Source organism: Neisseria lisongii (assembly GCF_028463985.1).
Lineage (GTDB): Bacteria > Pseudomonadota > Gammaproteobacteria > Burkholderiales > Neisseriaceae > Neisseria > Neisseria lisongii.
Genome location: NZ_CP116766.1, coordinates 1,808,744 through 1,826,439 on the forward strand (window position 1 = coordinate 1,808,744; position 17,696 = coordinate 1,826,439).

Genomic DNA, 17,696 nt, shown 5'->3' on the forward strand with positions numbered 1-17,696 from the left:
AATGTTATATTATAACATATAAGTCAAGTACGAACATTCAATTGGCGTGAAGGGTGTTTGCTTGCATCTGAGAAACCTCATTTTTAGACGGCATCAATATGAAATTCACAGAAAATGTGCATACACCTGCATGCATGTGTCCATTGATATCGTGAATTCACTTTAAAAGTATTACAGCATTGGCTCGCCTAGCCGTACTACCTGTACTGTCTGCGGCTCGCCGCCTTGTACTACTTTTAAAGTGGATCCACTATAACGCCACAAATCCCACAAAAACAAGGCCGTCTGAAAATACTGAATGCTGTTTTTCAGACGGCCTTGTTCGATTGTGGCTTCAATTCAAAAATATTAAGGGCGGTATTCCGGTGCGATGCCGTTGGGCAGCAGTTGCCACACGTAGCCGGTGGTTTTCTGTTTGCCGGCGATGTTGCCGGCTTCGTCGCCGTAGCCCCAGAAGTAGTCCACACGCACTGCGCCTTTGATGGCGCTTCCGGTGTCTTGCGCCATAATCAGGCGGTTGAGGGCGTGTTTGGTAATCGGGTGGGCGGTGGCGACAAACAGCGGCGCGCCCAGCGTGATGTAGTGGCGGTCGATGGCACCGGCGTATTCGCTCATCAGCGGTGTGCCGAGTGCGCCGATGGCGCCGTTGGCGTTATCCAGTTTGCGGAAAAAGACATAGCTCGGGTTTTGGCCCAAGATTTCGGCGAGTCGGTGCGGGTTTTGCTGCATATAGGCTTTGATGCCCTGCATGGTAGTTTGGCCCAGCGTCAGATAACCCTTGTCCGCCATGTAGCGGCCGATGGAAACGAACGGGTGTTCGTTTTTGTCGGCGTAGCCCAAGGCGATTTTTTCGCCGCTCGGGGTTTGCAGCGTGCCTGAGCCTTGGATGTGCATGAAAAAGAGTTCGACCGGATCGTCGGCATAACCCAATATCGGGGCTTTGCCGTTGAGTGCGCCGCCGTTGATGTGGGCGCGCGGGTGGTAGGGAACGAATCGGTTGCCGGCAAAACGGCCTTTGAGGGCGGTGGTGCGGTTGGTAATCGGGAACTCGGCGAGGTTGGCGGTGTAGTTGCCGTTGCGGTCAATCACGCCGCTGTTGGCACCGGTTTGGCGGACGGTAACGCTGCTGCGGCTGCTGCGCAAATTGGCGGGCAGGGGTACGGAAACGAAATCGTAGGGAATGCCGTAAATCGGGAAACGGGCTTTGGCGGTCTGTTTGGTGTCGCCGTGCAATACGGGAACGTAATAGCCTGTTACCGTGCCGGCCGGCGAGCCGTTGCCGCTGACTTGCCACGGGGTGAAGTAGCGTTCGAAAAAGGCTTGCGCCTGTGCCTGAGTCGGCGGCGTTTGTGCGGCTTGGGCGCAGACATCTTGCCAGCCTTGGCGGTTTTTCAACTTGTCGCAGCCGAGTTTGAAGGATTGCAGGCTTTGGGTGAACTGCTGGTGTTGCCAATGCGGCAGGTCGCCGTGGCGGACGGCGGTATAGACTGCGCCGCCGCCGGAAATAGTCGTGCCTAAAGCGTGCGGCGTGCCGGTCGGACGGTCGGGTCCTCTGACAAAATCAGGCGTGGTTTTGATGCCGCTCTGGCAGGCGGCGAGCAGGGCGAGCGTACCCGCAGCGAGGGTGCGGAAAATGTTTTTGATCATGGTATTTTGCATGGTGGGTTGAATGCCGTCTGAAAACGGGCAAAGCGGGTTTTGCCAAAACAGGGTCGGGTTTCAGACGGCATGGTTGTTCGGTAAGGCTGCGGGCATTCTAGCATAGAACGGCCGCAGTGTTGCAGACGGCAAAGGCCGTCTGAAAATCGGGTAAAACAGTTTCTGTGAAGCTGAAGACCGCAAATTCACCAAACTGGGAAAAATATCGGGTATCCACTTAAAAAGAGAACGGGCGCAGGCTGGGTTGTAACCCGGCATGATTGAAAATACTTTTAAAATATAAGGTCTTGTTGGGTTACGCTCGTGCTTCGCTAATCGCAACCTATAGCCGGTTTTGTATGAAATATATAGCGGAATAACCAGAAAAATGTGAAAACTCAACGAGCCACCCTTCCCCTTATATATTTCACTCCGTTAAGGGAGTGTAAATTTATCAGATAAGCCCTTGACAAGTTTAATTAACCGACTTTCAAGGGGTCTGAAATGTCAACAATTAACCGTGTTTCTACATATGCTGATGATGTCATCATGCAACCGTTGCCACTACGGGCTGAATGTGCGCAGCGCATTCAGCTTCCTTGTCTAAATAGTAACAACTGCATTGAGGGTAGCAACAACTCTTCAAATACTGCCAAAACCTTACCAATCGGCTATGAAAAATTTCTACCTAATGAAATGAAAGCTGATTTCAACCAGTTTTCTACTTCCCACAGAAAATCATCGGCTGCTTTAGAAATGAATGTCCGGCAATTTATTGAGGCATTCGGAATTAATCATGTCGGTTTTTTAACGCTGACTTTCGCCGATGATGTCCAAGATGTCAAAGAGGCTTCCCGTAGATTTCACAGTTTGCGGACGAATTTTTTAAGCAAACATTTCAAGCATTACGTTTGTGTATACGAACGCATGAAAAGCGGTCGTATACATTTTCACCTTATCGTCAATACACGTGAAAACATCCGCCGAGGTTTGAATTTCAGACAAATACAGGCCCGCAATTATACCAGTGCCAATAAAGCACTGCGACAATTATGGGCTTTGCTTCGTGAAAATATGGGCAAGTATGGTTTCGGGCGTTCTGAATTGCTACCGGTTAAGACCAACAGCAAAGGTTTGGCGAAATACGTCAGCAAATATATTAAAAAACACATTAACAGCCGTCTTCCCGAAGATAAAGGTTACAGGCTGATTCGCACTACGATTGATAAACAGAGTTTATGGAAAATTGCCAACAGTAATTTTTCATTTGTCAGTGCTGGTTCCCGACTGTGGCGGGAACAGCTTCAGAAATGGATTATTTGCATTGAACCGTATCTTAAACAATATGCCAGACAGGAGTTTGCCCGTGAATTAAAGCCGATTACCGAAGAAAACTACAGCCAGATTTTAAGCAGCCTAATTAGCCCCAAATGGGCATTTTATAACCGGGAAACCATTTTAAATATGTAAGGAATCCATCATGAGCGAACCCCAAAAGAAACAGGGATTTTTTGTTGTTGCTGCATTTGACCGCATGATTGTACGGGAACGTAAAAACGAAGACGGCAGCTATACCAAAACCCATTATGTCGGTTTGATTGTACGTACAGAAGAGGGCACACGTCTGTGTCAGGTACGCACCAAGCAGCCTGAAAAATACAGCCATTACAAACTGAATGATATTGTCAATATGGAAGTATTTCCACGGGCATTTAAAGACAATATCTATTATTCGGACGAGACATAATCAGAATTCACGGTTCGGGCTGCGCCGTGATGACCCCAATCAGCAGCCCACATTTTTTTGAAGGAGAAAATTATGAATATCCGAAACTTGAAACACAAAGCGAAATACGCTTTGGCAGTTGCTGCTGTCAGCGTTTTATCCGCTCCGGCAATGGCTGATGACTTGCTGACAACCGCCACGACTGAATTAGGCGGCTTGAAGGCAGGTATTTTGGCTTTTGGCGGTATCGTAATCGGTATTGCTATTGCATTGGCAACCATCCGTGTTGCTAAACGTGGCATTAATCAAGCCTAAGATAGGATATCGTCATGGGTTATCAAGTCGGCCGAATCTGTTATGAAACAAAAGAAGAGGCAACCAACGTCTTGATGACCCAAGTTGTACCGACGATAGACAAAGACGGGGTATTGCACCACCCCGTCTTTAACGGCACAAACTGGATATTTCATGAACAAGTCATACAGCCGTCCTTCCCAGAGTGTGAATTTGGTGCGTATGCCCAAGCAGGTAGAGAGATAGGCGGTTATATGGTTATGGCATTTGTTGCTCTGTTGATTGTTGTTATTTCGGTAAAAGCCATATCGTTGATAAGCGAAAGAGATGAGGAATGATACCCGAAGCAGAGTTCTTTGTTGGTATGTTGCCGAATGTATTGATAGCACTGTGCCTGTATGTATTGGCAGCAAAATGGTCTTAAGTATGCCAAGCTGATAGAATTCCTATTTTCAAGAACGTGATAGAAATAGGGGTTTGAAATGGTTATTACTGTTTTTAATATCATTTACATTTTACTGATTGGCTTACATCATTTTGGTATGTTGTATTTAGTAACGCCTTTTCGTATCTTTTTAGATATTTTATTTCTTCTTTTGAATGTTGTTTATTTTTTGCATAAAAGAATTGTAAAAAAGAGAAATCAACCAAAAGATGGTTTATTTACTGAAACAATACCACCTAACAAACCCTTATCCCCTAATTCAGAAGCCAAAAAATTTATGGCAGACTTAAATAAACTTAGAGAACAAAAAGGGGAACCTATAAAGATGAGAAAATGAGAAATTTATTTTTACTGATTGTACTTATTTTGTTCAGTCCATTTATTTGGGCTGATGAATTACATGTTTCAAAAAAGGGGAATGTTACCTACGTACGTCAAGCTACATCTCATTGGGATTCAAAGCCTTGGACAAAAACGGCAATTTCTGACAATCAGTATAGAAAGTTTCAAACACAGGCTTTAAAAACCCGATATGAATCAGCTCTTTCTAAAAAGACAGTCGAAACAACCGTTACAGCTACGGTTTCCCGTTCTGCTGTATTGAGTGGTGGTTTGTCAGTTGTTAAAAAAGGGGCAAGAATAGGATTAAAAGCAGTCCCGTTCGTTGGTGCAGCTTCTCTTGCTTATGATGCATATACCCTCTATCAAGCGTACAAAGATGTTAAAAATGACATCGAAGCGGCAGGTTATATATATGATGAATCTGCTGATGAATTCTATAAAAAAATGGGGGCCCGTAACTGTATTTGGGAACGTTACAGACGACCCAGCGGGTATGAAGACACAGTAGATGTAGACTGCTATCCGGTTTCTCCTGAAGTTATTGCGGAAATACGCAAAGGTGGTGAAGCTGGGGCAAAAGCAAAAGCCCAAATGGAAGAAGAAATGCGCAGTTTGGCAGAACCTTATATTTCTAAAAAATTTGCAAAACTAATAGCAAAAGGAGATAAAGGCTATGGCCCTGGCAGACCATACAGTTCATATAAGTTAGACAAATGTGAATGGAGTTTTAACGGAGGAAGTTGTTCTGTCAGATATGAAAATGATGTCCGTTGGCCGGTATTATTTACCCTTTATATGAAACCCACCAAAGAAGTCTTAGATTCCTCCAAATTCCAAGAAATCGCCACAGCAGCAATCGATAGAAACCCTACCCCGTTTATCGAAGCCCAAAACCGCCCCGGTTATCAGGAAAGTGTTTCCGTTGCCCCTAATACTTCCGTAGAAGTGGAGACCGAAGAAAACGGGCAGACACAGCAAGTCGTCATTACTTTCAGCCAAGACTCTCAAGGCCGTACCATATCCACCGTATCAGTCAATGGGCAAAGTGTCAGTGTAAGCAGCGGTAATCAGAGCGGAACCAGTCAGCCTGTCAATAACCAACCCGTTCACAGTCATCCCAATAGTACCGAATCAGAAAGTCGACGAAACAATCAAAGCAATGCGGCCGGAAAAGATGGTACTGATGGCAAAGATGGATTGGACGGAAAAGACGGAGTTGATGGTAAAGACGGTAAAGATGCTTCATTACTTTGCGAAGCCTTTCCCAATATATCTGCCTGTCAAGAATTGGGCAATGTTGAAGAACGGGATATCGAAATACCCGAACAGCAAGTCAGGCTGGAACTCAATCCGATAGACAGATTCAATCAATCGGCTGCCTGCCCCAGCCCTAAAACTTTCGAACTGGGTTTACTCGGCAGTTTTGAAGTTTCCTACGAAGTCCCTTGTCAAGTAGCCACATTACTCAGGCCCATATTGATATTAATCACAATATTAAGTTGCGGTGGATTTGTTTATTCTGCAATTAAGGAGTTGTAAATGTGGGCTAAATTATTGACAGGTGTATTAACCACCGTTGCCGGCAAAATCTTTACCGCATTAGGTATGTCGTTTATTTCCTATGTCGGTATCAATGAAATTCAAGATATGTTGATGAATGCTGTATCCGAGCAGTTGGGCGGACTGTCCCAAGATGCTTTGCAGATTGCCTATATTGCGGGAGTTGGTGTCTGTTTGAACTGGATATTCGGCACATTTGCTTTTATTACTTCCTTAAAAACCCTATCCAAACTATCTGCTACGATGGTAAAAAAATAGAGAGAAACCATGCTTTATCTGATTACAGGCGTACCCGGTTCGGGTAAAACCCTGAAAATGATTTCAGACCTAATGAACCGTAAAGATTTACAGAACCGGCCGCTTTATTTGGACGGCATTCCCGAAGTAAAAGGCGACATCATTCCTAATCAACCTATACCTGAAGGCGAATCTATGCAGACATGGCATAAATGGGCGCCAACAGGTGCTATTCTTGTCATAGACGAATGCCAGCGGGTATTTCGTCCCAGACCCAGCGGTTCAAAAGTTCCTGATTACGTTGCCGAACTGGAAACCCACCGCCATAAAGGCATTGATATTTTTTTGCTGACACAGCATCCTCGTTTGATAGACATCAATGTCAGAAGCCTTATAGGCCATCATTGCCATATCGGCAAAACAAACTTAGGCGTACGCCGCATGATTGAATGGGAACGCTTCGGAGACCCACAAAGCAAAACTGATGTTCAAAATGCTGTTAAAAGCGTATACACCTTAGATAAAAATGCCTTCGGTGTGTATAAATCCGCCGAAGAACACACCAAAATAAAAGTTAAACGGAGTAAAGCCATCTATATTTTGCCTGTAGCCATACTGGTTGTACTGATTGGCTGCTTTTATGTTTATAAATCATGGAAAACCATAGAAAAACCAACCAACACCGCTAAAAAAATTGAAGCGCAAGCTTCAAGCCCCGAAGCGGTCGGGGCGGTGGCTGCTCCGGCAGCAAACGACACGAACGCATCGGGGCAATACCCACCCCAAGAAAACAGCCTGCAAGCACCCCAAACCGAAGCATCTAAGCCCTATTTAAGCAAAGCAGATTACGAACCGAGAATACAGGGGCAACCCCATACCGCCCCAATATACGACAACATGAACAAAGCCGTAAAAACCATGCCCTATCCTGTAGCCTGTGTTCAAAACGGAAACAAATGTACCTGTTATACCGACCAAGCAACACCCATACAGGGATTCGATAAAAAACAGTGTTTGGACTTCGTCAAAAACGGAATTTACAATCCCTATTTGGATATTGCACAACAACTGTCGGAAAACAGTAACCGACAAATACCGGTAACACCTGTCGAACTTGAACCCGAAGTTTATGTATTAGGTAGTGAAAATCCTCAATCATCCGAATAATTCAAAAAACCAATCTTGCCCGTAACATTTACAGCAACCTATGCCAAGTCAAGGGGAGGATGTCCAAAAAGATTTGTAAAGACAGTTTTATCGTCTTTACAAATCTTTTTGGATACCCCTTGACGCTCCAGCCTAAAATACGCTCAAAGCAAGGTTGGGGGAGCGTTTTATTCCCCCAACCTCTGCCACATGGCGAATGTCGCCGAAGGCAAAACCTTTAAAGTTTCAAGCCCTGAATATAAACAGGTATATTGAGGGCTTGGTATTTGACGAAATACCCGGCAAAGCCTGCGACTTCGCCCATTTCCCTTAAGAATCAATCTTGCGGGTTAGAAAGAAGCGCAGGCTTTCGTACATCTCAAGTTTGAACACTATCCGGGGCAGACAGCCCGCATCCATAAGGTAAAACAATGTACTACTTAGGAATAGATATTTCGAAACACACCATAGACTGCTGTCTGATTTCAGACGGCTGTTATTACGAAAAACAATTCAGCAATACCGAAAAAGGCTTTCAAAACCTAGAACAGTGGCTTGTCGGACACCATGCCACCGAAAACCTCCATTGTTGCTGCGAAGCCACCGGAATCTATTATGAAAAACTGGCCGAATACCTCTACTGCCGCTACATTATCAGCGTAGAAAACCCAAGAAAAATCAAAGGTTATGCACAATCCAAACTCCAACGGACCAAAAACGACAAACAAGATGCCAAACTTATAGCAGAATACTGCCGGACAAACAAACCGAAGCACTGGCAGCCACCAACACCTGAACAAAAACAATTACAGGAACTGACCCGCTATTTAACATACCTGAAACAACGGCGTGCAGCAGAACAGACCAAATGCCACCAATCCCCTGACTACATCATCAAACATATACAGGAAACACTCATCCATCTGAACCATCAAATCCGCACCGTTAACCAACAGCTTCAAGAATTTTATAAAACCCATCCCGAATACGACACCCAACGCAGACAGCTTCAAAGCATCACAGGAATAGGAGAACAGTCCAGCGCAACCCTCCTATCCGCATACAAACGCCATCAATTTACCAACTCAAAACAATTTACCGCCTATTTCGGTCTTGACCCGAAACAGCACCAATCAGGAAGCAGCATTAAAGGCAAAAGCAGAATATCCAAAATAGGTAGTGCAGCACTCAGAAAAAACCTGTATATGCCCGCCTTAGTAGCCTACCGCTGCAACGCCTTTCCCCAACTTACAGCCCGTTTGAGAGCCAAAGGAAAGCCGCCCAAACTGATAATTACCGCCATTATGCGTAAATTGGCTGTTATCGCATTTACCTTGTTAAAAAACGGCGAAACATTCGATAAAACCCGATACCAATAAACACAACCGTCTAAAAACAGCACCCTGAAAAAATCAGGGTGCTGCCTATGCTTTCTATTAAGAAATGTAAAATTTATTGACGTAGCAATACACTATCTAACCCCTTCCCGCCAGCGGGACGGGGAGCTGTGTAGCGTGCTTGCCTAAGCAGGCACGTGTTCTTTAAATTCTACATGAATGCCGTCTGAAAATGAGCAAAGCGAGTTTCAGCGCAGCTAAAACCGTAGGTTTCGCCAAAACAAGGGTAACGAGTTTCAGACGGCCTTGCCGCAGGATTGATTGTTATTTTAAATGGGTAAATCCGAATTAAGAAATAAAAATAATTTGTATTTTTATTCCTACAGGCGTGTAATTCGGGTGGAGAAAATAAAATCGGAATAAAAAACGGAGAAAAGCGGAAGTTTCCTGCTGCGGGCAGGTTTGGTTGAAGGACGGATGAATGTTTATTGCTTTTCTGATTATGTTGCGCGAGGGCATTGAGGCAGCGCTGATTGTCGGCATTATCGCCGGTTTTTTGAAACAGGCGGGGCATTCGGAGTTGATGCCCAAAGTGTGGCTCGGCGTGGCTCTGGCTGTGTTGCTGTGTCTGGGCGCAGGCTGCGGCATTCATGCGCTGACGGGTGAAATTCCGCAAAAGCAGCAGGAGTTGGCGGTTGGCGTTATCGGGCTGGTGGCGGTGGCCATGCTGACGTATATGGTGTTTTGGATGAAAAAAGCCGCCGCTTCGATGAAGCGGCAGCTTCAGGATTCGGTGCAGTCGGCGCTGAATCGGGGCAAAGGTCAGGGCTTGGCCTTGGTCGGTATGGCGTTTCTGGCGGTGGCACGGGAAGGCTTGGAAAGCGTGTTTTTCCTGTTGGCGGTGTTTGAACAAAGCCCGACTTGGCAGATGCCGTTTGGTGCGCTTGCCGGTTTGGCGGCAGCGGCGGCGGTGGGTGCGCTGGTGTATCAGGGCGGTATGCGGCTGAATCTGGCCAAGTTTTTCCGCATGACCGGCGCATTTCTGATTGTGGTGGCGGCAGGTCTGCTGGCCGGTTCGCTGCGGGCGCTGCACGAGGCGGGCATTTGGAACAGTTTGCAGAATGTGGTGTTTGATGCTTCTTCGTTGCTGCATGAAGACAGCCCGTTGGGCGTGCTGCTCGGCGGATTTTTCGGTTATACCGACCACCCGACCGAGGGCGAAATTTGGGCATGGCTGCTGTATTGCGTGCCTGCGATGATTTGGTTTTTACACGGCACCCGGCCGGTAAAAAATATGACTGATGTGAAAGAAAGAGGATAATTTATGAAACAGTTCAATACGGTTGCTTTATCTGTTTTGCTGGCGTTTGGTTTAAGCGCCTGTCAGCCGCCCGAAGCCGAAAAAACCGCCGCTCCTGCGGCCGGCGCAGCGGCGGTAAATGAAGACGGCTCGGTGAATATCGCCGTCAATGACAACGCCTGCGAACCGATGGAACTGACCGTGCCGAGCGGCCAGACCGTGTTCAACATCAAAAACAACAGCGGCCGCAAGCTGGAATGGGAAATTCTTAAAGGCGTGATGGTGGTGGACGAACGGGAAAACATTGCCCCGAATCTTGCCGACAAAATGACCGTTACCCTGTTGCCCGGCGAATATGAAATGACCTGCGGCCTGCTGACCAACCCGCGCGGCAAACTGATTGTTACCGACAGCGGTTTTAAAGACACCGCCAACGAAGCCGATTTGGAAAAACTCGCCCAACCGCTCGCCGCCTATAAAGCCTATGTTCAGGGCGAAGTTAAAGAATTGGTTGCCAAAACCAAAGCCTTCACCGATGCCGTGAAAGCCGGTAATGCCGAACAGGCCAAAGCCCTGTTTGCCGCCACCCGCTACCATTACGAACGCATCGAGCCGATTGCCGAACTGTTCAACGAACTCGATCCGGCGATTGATGCCCGCGAAGACGATTTCAAAGACGGCCCGAAAGATGCCGCCTTCACCGGTTTCCACCGTATCGAATACGCATTATGGGTCGAGAACAACATTGATGCCGTGAAAACCGTTGCCGACAAACTGCAGCAAGACGTAGAAGCGCTGCAAAAAGAAATCGATGCCCTCAACTTCCCGCCGAGCAAAGTTGTCGGCGGTGCCGCCGAACTGATTGAAGAAGTGGCCGGCAGCAAAATCAGCGGCGAAGAAGACCGCTACAGCCACACCGATTTGAGCGATTTCCAAGCCAATATCGACGGCGCACAAAAAATCGTCGAACTCTTCCGCAGCCAAATCGCCGAGAAAAACCAAGGCCTGTTGGACAAAGTGGACGGCAACTTCAAACAAGTCAATGACGTATTGGCGAAATACAAAACCGCAGACGGTTTCGCCACTTACGACAAGCTGACCGAAGCCGACCGCAAAGCCCTGCAGGCACCGATTAACGCCTTGGCGGAAGACTTGAGCCAACTGCGCGGCACTTTGGGCTTGAATTAAAAACCGTTTTTCAGACGGCCTCCGGCAGCCATCGCCCGGCAGGCCGTCTGAAAATCGGATTTTTATAGAAACAGCCGACATTGATAGTAAATACACTGAATCATTCATACGGTTTTTAAACAGTGCGTAGCTTGGGTCGAGACCCAACATGATTTAAAACGCCTTGAAACATAAGATTTTGTCGGGTTACGCTCGTTCCTCGCTAACCATAACCTACGCCTGATTTTGTATGGAAAATTCGGTGTTTTAACTAAAGTGAATTCACGATATATCCGCTTGTTTTCAGAAGTTGAACCATACCGAATAAAGCCAACCCGCCGAGATTGCCCCAAAAAATCAATAAGGAATCCCCATGAGCCAAAACCAACCCGCCCAACCCGGAAAACGCAACCTGCTCAAAGCCGCTGCCGCCCTTGGTGCCGCAGGACTGGTCGGCGGTTGTTTTTCAGACGGCAAAAAAAGCAGCGGCAGCAGCGAAACCGAGTGCAACCGCCATTCCGAACAAAGCTACCCCTGCTACGGCAGCCATCAGGCAGGCATCACCACGCCGCATCAATTGTTCGGCATCATGTGCGCCTTCGACATCATCGGCGACAACGTCAAACAGTTGGAAAACCTGCTGCGCACCCTCACCGCCCGCATCGAATTTCTCACCCAAGGCGGCGAATACACAGACGGCAACGACAAATTACCGCCCGCCGGCAGCGGCCTGCTCGGCAAAACCTTTCTCCCCGACGGCCTGACCATTACCGTCGGTGTCGGCAGCAGCCTGTTTGACCAACGCTTCGGCTTGGCAGACAAAAAACCGAAACACCTGCAGGAAATGCGGGACTTTCCCAACGACAAACTGCAAAAAGACTGGTGCGACGGCGACCTCAGCATTCAAATCTGCGCCTTTTCCCCCGAAACCTGTCAGGCCGCCCTGCGCGACATTCTCAAACACACCGCCCAAACCGCCATTATCCGCTGGAGCATAGACGGCTTCCTACCCAAAAGCGAAACCGGCGCACTGGCCGCCCGCAACCTGCTCGGTTTTAGAGACGGCTCGGGCAACCCCAACGTTGCCGACCCCAAAACCGCCGACCAAGTATTGTGGACAGGCGTGGCCGCCAACAGCCTGGACGAGCCCGAATGGGCAAAAAACGGCAGCTATCAGGCAGTACGCCTGATCCGCCATTTCGTCGAATTTTGGGACCGAACCCCACTGCAGGAACAAAACGCCATTTTCGGCCGGGAAAAATACAGCGGCGCACCGCTTGACGGCAAAAAAGAAAGCGATGTCGCCGACTACACCAAAGACCCCGCAGGCAACACCGTCCCCACCGACAGCCATATGCGGCTCGCCAACCCGCGCGACCCCGAATTTATGAAAAAACACCTGCTGTTCCGCCGGGCATTCAACTACTCGAGAGGACTCTCCAAAGCCGGACAACTCGATGTCGGCCTGATTTTCATTTGCTATCAGGCCAACCTTGCCGACGGCTTTATCTTCGTCCAAAACCTGCTCAACGGCGAACCGCTCGAAGAATATATCTCACCGTTCGGCGGCGGCTATTTCTTCGTCTTACCGGGCGTGGAACAAGGCAGCTTTTTGGGGCAGGGGCTGATCGGATAAATACCGCCCGCCCGTGTAATACAAAAATCAAGCCGTCTGAAAATCAGATTTTCAGACGGCTTGATTTTTTGGACAAGTCAGCAGGGCTTATTTGCCGGGTTGGGTTTGGTAATGCGGCGACCGAGGGCCGAATAAAATGCCGCGCGGCATGTCTGCCCCCAGCAATCGGGAACCGGTAACTTGAGCTATGTCGAATCCTTTGTCTGTTACCGAGCTGGCGATTTGGTCGATCAGTGCGCTGACCAACATGCCTAGAAGACCGCTTTGTCCGCTGTTTTGGTTTTCTATGCTGGAAGCACTGGCAGAACCCGTCCATAAGGTTTTACCGGTTTTGCTGTCTATCAAAGTGGCTTCGGCGCTGACCCGTGTATCGCTTTGAATCACTTGGTAGCTGGTACCGTATTGCTTGACTGTGATATATAAAACGGCATCTGCACCGAAAATTTGGTGTAGTTTGTCCAATTTAACCTGATGAATATCGGCAGGCTGGGTCAATCCGTTTTGTTTGAAGGTTTCGTTGACTACGGCAACCGGAAACACGTAATAGCCTGATTCTGCCAAAGGTCGGGTTGCGGATGCCAACATGCCCGCAGTGGCGTTGATGTCGGGCGATTCGTTCAGCGGGGGCAGTACCAAAATGGATTTCGGGCTGCTTTCTTTAAAGGCTGTGTAATCGTAGGGTTGTTGCGGTGTCGAAGCGCAGGCTGCCAAAAACAGGGCGGCGGCAGGAATCAGGGACTTCCATGAAATCATTTATTTGCTCCTTTGTATTTTTTCAGCAGAAAATCCATAAATGCAGATGATTCAGGGAATTGGGCTTTTTCCGCTTCAAATTCGGATTGAGCCTGCCGGGTTTGTCCCGCATCGTTCAGCAGTAATCCCAAATGAGCATGAGCGCCCGGTGCCGGACTTTGTTGTTTTTTAGCGGCTTCTTGGAAATATTTTTCCATATTGTTAATCTGCTCGCCCAACGGTTTACCATCGCTTTTTAATCGTTGGTAAACATCGGCATTATTGTTGCCCCAGTAATAAAGCGTAGTCGGCTGTTGCGTGCCGCAGGCGGTCAAAAGCAACAAACTGCCGGAAGCCAGTCCGGTTAAAAACAGTTTCTTCATGATACTTACCCTTTGTTGTGCTGCCGGATATGTTTTACGCAAATAATATGGCGGGAATATTTTTCTTAGCCATATTGTTCATACACACCCATATCCGGCGTGTCGGCAGATTAGCGTGCCGGATTCCAAGCACCGTGTTCGATACCGGTAACCAGATTGTTGACGGCTTCGCGTACAGCCAAATCCAAAACTTTACCGTTTAATGTGGCATCATAGCCGGCAGTGCCGCCAAAGCCGATAATTTCACGGTTGGACAGTGAGTATTCACCTGCACCTTGAGTGGAGTAGACGATTTCAGAAGTCCGTACATTAACGACGTTCAAAGCCACTTTAGCGTAAGCAATCTGTGATTTTCCCCGTCCTAAAATACCGAACAGTTGATGGTCGCCCACATCTTTGCGGCCGAATTCGGTTACATCACCGGTAATCACATAATCAGCACCTTTCAGAGCTTGGGCTTTACCGCTGATATTTGATTCCTGTTTCAAAGCGCTTAACTGGGTGCGGTTGAGAACGTTGAAACGGTTGGTCTGTTGCAGATGGGTCACCAAAATGGTTTTTGCCTGACTGCCCAAGCGGTCTTCACTGTCGGAGAAAATTCCTTTTTGGAAACTTGAACGGTTGTCGAAGTTGCCGACGGAAACCGGAATGCGGACACCTTGATACTGAGTATTGTAAGCAGCGGTTTTTTCCACAGGAATGCTGCGGGATGACTCGGTGGCGCAACCGGCAGCCAAGACGGCAACGGCGGCTGCCAGACAAATTTTTTGATACATTTGCAATGCTCCTCGGGTTAATGGTTTCAGAGTGCCAAATGATAGCCAATCTAATATAAACGTTAATAAAAATCAACTCTTTCTTGAAAGAAAAGGATGTCAATAAATAGAACCATGCCGTCTGAAAACTCATTTCATTCGTTTTCAGACGGCATTTGCTATAATGCCCGCATTTCTCTCTTTATTGGAAACATCATCATGTCAGCACCTTTTCCCACCATTGCCGCCATTGCCACCGCACCCGGACGGGGCGGGGTCGGGGTTGTCCGGCTGTCGGGCAAAAATCTGTTGCCGCTGGCGCAGGCGATCAGCGGCGGGAAAACGCCGCAGCCGAGGCGGGCGGTTTATACCGATTTTCTCGATGCGGCGGGGCAGCCGATTGATAACGGGCTGCTGCTGTATTTTGCCGCTCCCGCCAGTTTTACCGGCGAAGATGTGGTAGAGCTGCAGGGGCATGGCGGGCCGGTGGTGATGGAAATGCTGTTGCAGCGCTGTTTGGAACTGGGTGCCAAAATGGCCGAGCCGGGCGAGTTTACCAAACGGGCGTTTCTCAACAACAAACTGGATTTGGCGCAAGCCGAGAGCGTGGCGGATTTGATTGACGCTTCGAGCAAATCCGCCGCCCGCATGGCACTGCGTTCGCTCAAAGGCGCATTTTCGCAGCACATTCATGCCTTGGTGGACGATTTGATTACCCTGCGTATGCTGGTGGAAGCGACTTTGGATTTTCCCGAAGAAGACATCGATTTTCTCGAAGCCGCCGATGCACGGGGCAAGCTGCAGGCCTTGCAAGGCCGTCTGAAAACCGTATTGGCGAGTGCCGAACAGGGCGCAATTTTGCGTGAAGGCATGAACGTGGTGCTGGTCGGCGCACCCAACGTCGGCAAATCCAGCCTGCTCAACGCCTTGGCGGGCGACGATGTGGCGATTGTAACCGACATTGCCGGCACCACCCGCGATACCGTGCGCGAACAGATTACGCTCGACGGCGTGCCGGTGCATATTATCGACACCGCCGGCCTGCGGGAAACCGACGATGTGGTCGAACAAATCGGTATCCAACGCAGCCGAAAAGCCGTGCAGGAAGCCGATGTCGCCCTGATTCTGATTGACCCATGGGAAGGCATCAACGCCACCACGCAGGCGATTTTGGACACTTTGCCCGAAAGTCTGAAAAAAATCGAAATCCACAATAAAGCCGACTTGACCGGCGAAACCGCCGGCATGGTTTCAGACGGCCTCAGCGGCGCAGAAACCGTGATGAGACTATCCGCCAAAACCGGCGACGGTTTGGAATGGCTCAAACAGGCACTGTTGCAGGAAATCGGCTGGCAGGGCGAAAGCGAAAGCCTGTTTCTCGCCCGCAGCCGCCACCTCAACGCCCTGAACACCGCCGAAGCCGAACTCGCCAACGCCGCCCTGTGCGGCAACGGACAAATCGAGCTGCTGGCAGAACACCTGCGGCTGGCGCAAACAGCGTGCAGCGAAATCACCGGCGAATTCACCGCCGATGATTTGCTGGGGGTGATTTTTTCGAGATTCTGTATTGGGAAATAGTTTTTTTGGGGTTTGAAGACAGAAAATCGAGTATTTTTTAGCGGACTTGCGCAAGCTGATAACGGGCTGAGTGAATTTATAATGTGTGCTGGAAATTCAGTTCATTTACCATATATAGTAAATTGACCAAATTTCCAGCACATTCTAAATTCACTATGATATTAACAGACCTGTGCATGCTCTGGCATGCACGCTACTACTAGGTTTGGCGTAGCGTGCGTGCCTCAGCACGCACGGGGTCGGTAAATTTCACATCATGTCGAGTAACGCCGCAACCTACGCCCTGTTCTTTTTTAATGAATTCACTATAGATTGCGTACGGATTATCAGCACCCGCAGTAAACCAAAAAGCAAAGCCAAGCCGTCTGAAAATACGCTTTTCAGACGGCTTGGCTTTATGCTTCAACCGTTATCGGCGGTTTAGAAACGGTAGCCGATGGTGGCCATATAGCTGTTGTTGTTGATTTTGGTGTCGGATTTTTTATAGCGGGTCTGTTCCCAATCCAAACCGGCTTCAACATTCGGGGCAACTGCGTATTTCACGCCTGCGCCGTAGCCCACGCCGTTGAGGTTTTTATCGCCTGCGCCGGTAAAGCGGCCGTAGTGGTAGCCGACTTTGCCGTAAGCCATCACATCATTGGTCAGGCGGTAGCCTTGAACATAGGATACGCCGACATCGGCTTTCTGTTTCACATCACCTGCGGCGGTGGAAGAAACGGTGCGGTGCAGCGGTTTTACCGAAACTTCGCCGCCGCTGATCCAGTCGCTGTTGCCCAGTTGGACGTTGTAGCTCCCCCGGATGGCCGCATCGGCTTTGGTTTTTTCGTTGCCGTCGATGTGTTTCACATCACTCTTGGCGGCACCTGCGCCGATTTCGATACCGGCACCGGTAAAGTTACCGGTCTGGTTCAAAGCAGGGGCGGCAGAAGCGGCAGCAGTAGCGGCCAATAAGAAAACGGTCAGTGCGGTTTTTTTCATGTTTATGCTCCTATCAGCAAGTATTTTGGCAGAGACGGTGAACGAAAATATTTGTTTACCGTCAACCGCTCGTTTCGTGGGCGGTGTGTCTGTCGTTTAAGCTGAAACGAGGCGGTGGTCCGCTGCGTTTCGTTGGAAACAGTATCGGCAGATTTCAGACGGCCTGCAAGTGTCTTTGCTTTAGCGTTACGCTTTGCTGTATTTACTTTACGTTTGTGATGATGCCCGATGATGCTGATTTTTTCTGGCGTAAAATTTGGTTTTTAACGCATATTTTTGCGTTTAATTGCTTGAAAACAGAAGATGATATTCGGGTCGGCAGTTTAAAACCAAACCGCAGACAGGCCGTCTGAAAACGGCATTTTCGGGGAAAGCCGAGCAGCTAATCTTTACATTCATGAATGTATATTTTTAGCGACAGAGCAGCGTGGAATGATGTTTC

The 17,696-nt window shown here is 48.5% G+C and carries 18 protein-coding genes; 13 read left to right on the forward strand and 5 right to left on the reverse strand.

The window, feature by feature from the left end; genetic code table 11:
• Positions 1-348: 348 nt before the first annotated feature.
• Positions 349-1,647 (reverse strand): murein transglycosylase A, encoded by a 1,299-nt coding sequence (gene mltA / locus PJU73_RS08340; protein WP_237091994.1) that lies wholly within the window; start codon positions 1,645-1,647, stop codon positions 349-351.
• A gap of 540 nt (positions 1,648-2,187) precedes the next feature.
• Here mltA and PJU73_RS08345 point away from each other — a divergent pair.
• The 12 genes from PJU73_RS08345 to efeB all read left to right on the forward strand — a co-directional run bounded on the left by PJU73_RS08345 (position 2,188) and on the right by efeB (position 12,828).
• On the forward strand, positions 2,188-3,108 hold the full coding sequence (locus PJU73_RS08345) for a rolling circle replication-associated protein (protein WP_237091796.1): 921 nt from the start codon (positions 2,188-2,190) through the stop codon (positions 3,106-3,108).
• A 10-nt stretch (positions 3,109-3,118) separates the two neighbouring features.
• Complete coding sequence (locus PJU73_RS08350; RefSeq protein ID WP_237091769.1) at positions 3,119-3,385, forward strand: hypothetical protein; 267 nt, start codon at positions 3,119-3,121, stop codon at positions 3,383-3,385.
• Positions 3,386-3,457: 72 nt separating this feature from the next.
• Positions 3,458-3,679, forward strand: a complete 222-nt coding sequence (locus tag PJU73_RS08355; RefSeq protein ID WP_237091770.1) for a major capsid protein — start codon at positions 3,458-3,460, stop codon at positions 3,677-3,679.
• A 14-nt stretch (positions 3,680-3,693) separates the two neighbouring features.
• Positions 3,694-3,996, forward strand: a complete 303-nt coding sequence (locus tag PJU73_RS08360; RefSeq protein WP_237091771.1) for a hypothetical protein — start codon at positions 3,694-3,696, stop codon at positions 3,994-3,996.
• Positions 3,997-4,140: 144 nt separating this feature from the next.
• Entirely contained in the window at positions 4,141-4,440 is a 300-nt protein-coding gene (locus PJU73_RS08365; RefSeq protein ID WP_237091772.1) for a hypothetical protein, read from the forward strand.
• Positions 4,437-5,984, forward strand: a complete 1,548-nt coding sequence (locus PJU73_RS08370) for an IgG-binding virulence factor TspB family protein (protein WP_237091773.1) — start codon at positions 4,437-4,439, stop codon at positions 5,982-5,984. Before PJU73_RS08365 ends, PJU73_RS08370 begins: the two co-directional genes overlap by 4 nt.
• On the forward strand, positions 5,985-6,263 hold the full coding sequence (locus PJU73_RS08375; protein WP_237091774.1) for a DUF2523 family protein: 279 nt from the start codon (positions 5,985-5,987) through the stop codon (positions 6,261-6,263).
• Between the two features lie 9 nt (positions 6,264-6,272).
• Positions 6,273-7,409 (forward strand): zonular occludens toxin domain-containing protein, encoded by a 1,137-nt coding sequence (locus PJU73_RS08380; RefSeq protein WP_237091775.1) that lies wholly within the window; start codon positions 6,273-6,275, stop codon positions 7,407-7,409.
• Between the two features lie 410 nt (positions 7,410-7,819).
• On the forward strand, positions 7,820-8,767 hold the full coding sequence (locus PJU73_RS08385) for a transposase (protein WP_237091776.1): 948 nt from the start codon (positions 7,820-7,822) through the stop codon (positions 8,765-8,767).
• 439 nt (positions 8,768-9,206) lie between these two features.
• Positions 9,207-10,046: an iron uptake transporter permease EfeU gene (gene efeU, locus PJU73_RS08390; RefSeq protein WP_237091777.1), complete on the forward strand. Its 840-nt coding sequence runs from the start codon at positions 9,207-9,209 to the stop codon at positions 10,044-10,046.
• 3 nt (positions 10,047-10,049) lie between these two features.
• Positions 10,050-11,213: an iron uptake system protein EfeO gene (efeO, locus tag PJU73_RS08395; protein WP_237091778.1), complete on the forward strand. Its 1,164-nt coding sequence runs from the start codon at positions 10,050-10,052 to the stop codon at positions 11,211-11,213.
• A 352-nt stretch (positions 11,214-11,565) separates the two neighbouring features.
• Positions 11,566-12,828, forward strand: coding sequence for an iron uptake transporter deferrochelatase/peroxidase subunit (gene efeB, locus PJU73_RS08400; RefSeq protein ID WP_237091779.1), 1,263 nt, complete (start codon positions 11,566-11,568; stop codon positions 12,826-12,828).
• A gap of 87 nt (positions 12,829-12,915) precedes the next feature.
• Here efeB and PJU73_RS08405 read toward each other — a convergent pair whose 3' ends face one another.
• The 3 genes from PJU73_RS08405 to PJU73_RS08415 all read right to left on the reverse strand — a co-directional run bounded on the left by PJU73_RS08405 (position 12,916) and on the right by PJU73_RS08415 (position 14,719).
• Positions 12,916-13,581: a DUF799 domain-containing protein gene (locus PJU73_RS08405; protein ID WP_237091780.1), complete on the reverse strand. Its 666-nt coding sequence runs from the start codon at positions 13,579-13,581 to the stop codon at positions 12,916-12,918.
• A complete protein-coding gene (locus PJU73_RS08410; protein WP_237091781.1) occupies positions 13,578-13,943 on the reverse strand; it encodes a DUF4810 domain-containing protein in 366 nt (121 codons plus the stop codon). The genes PJU73_RS08405 and PJU73_RS08410 overlap by 4 nt, the downstream gene beginning before the upstream one ends.
• A gap of 110 nt (positions 13,944-14,053) precedes the next feature.
• Complete coding sequence (locus tag PJU73_RS08415) at positions 14,054-14,719, reverse strand: CsgG/HfaB family protein (RefSeq protein ID WP_237091782.1); 666 nt, start codon at positions 14,717-14,719, stop codon at positions 14,054-14,056.
• Between the two features lie 198 nt (positions 14,720-14,917).
• Here PJU73_RS08415 and mnmE point away from each other — a divergent pair, with 198 nt between their 5' ends.
• Positions 14,918-16,276 (forward strand): tRNA uridine-5-carboxymethylaminomethyl(34) synthesis GTPase MnmE, encoded by a 1,359-nt coding sequence (gene mnmE / locus PJU73_RS08420; protein WP_237091783.1) that lies wholly within the window; start codon positions 14,918-14,920, stop codon positions 16,274-16,276.
• A gap of 420 nt (positions 16,277-16,696) precedes the next feature.
• Here mnmE and PJU73_RS08425 read toward each other — a convergent pair whose 3' ends face one another.
• A complete protein-coding gene (locus PJU73_RS08425; protein ID WP_237091784.1) occupies positions 16,697-17,254 on the reverse strand; it encodes an outer membrane protein in 558 nt (185 codons plus the stop codon).
• Positions 17,255-17,696 lie beyond the last annotated feature (442 nt).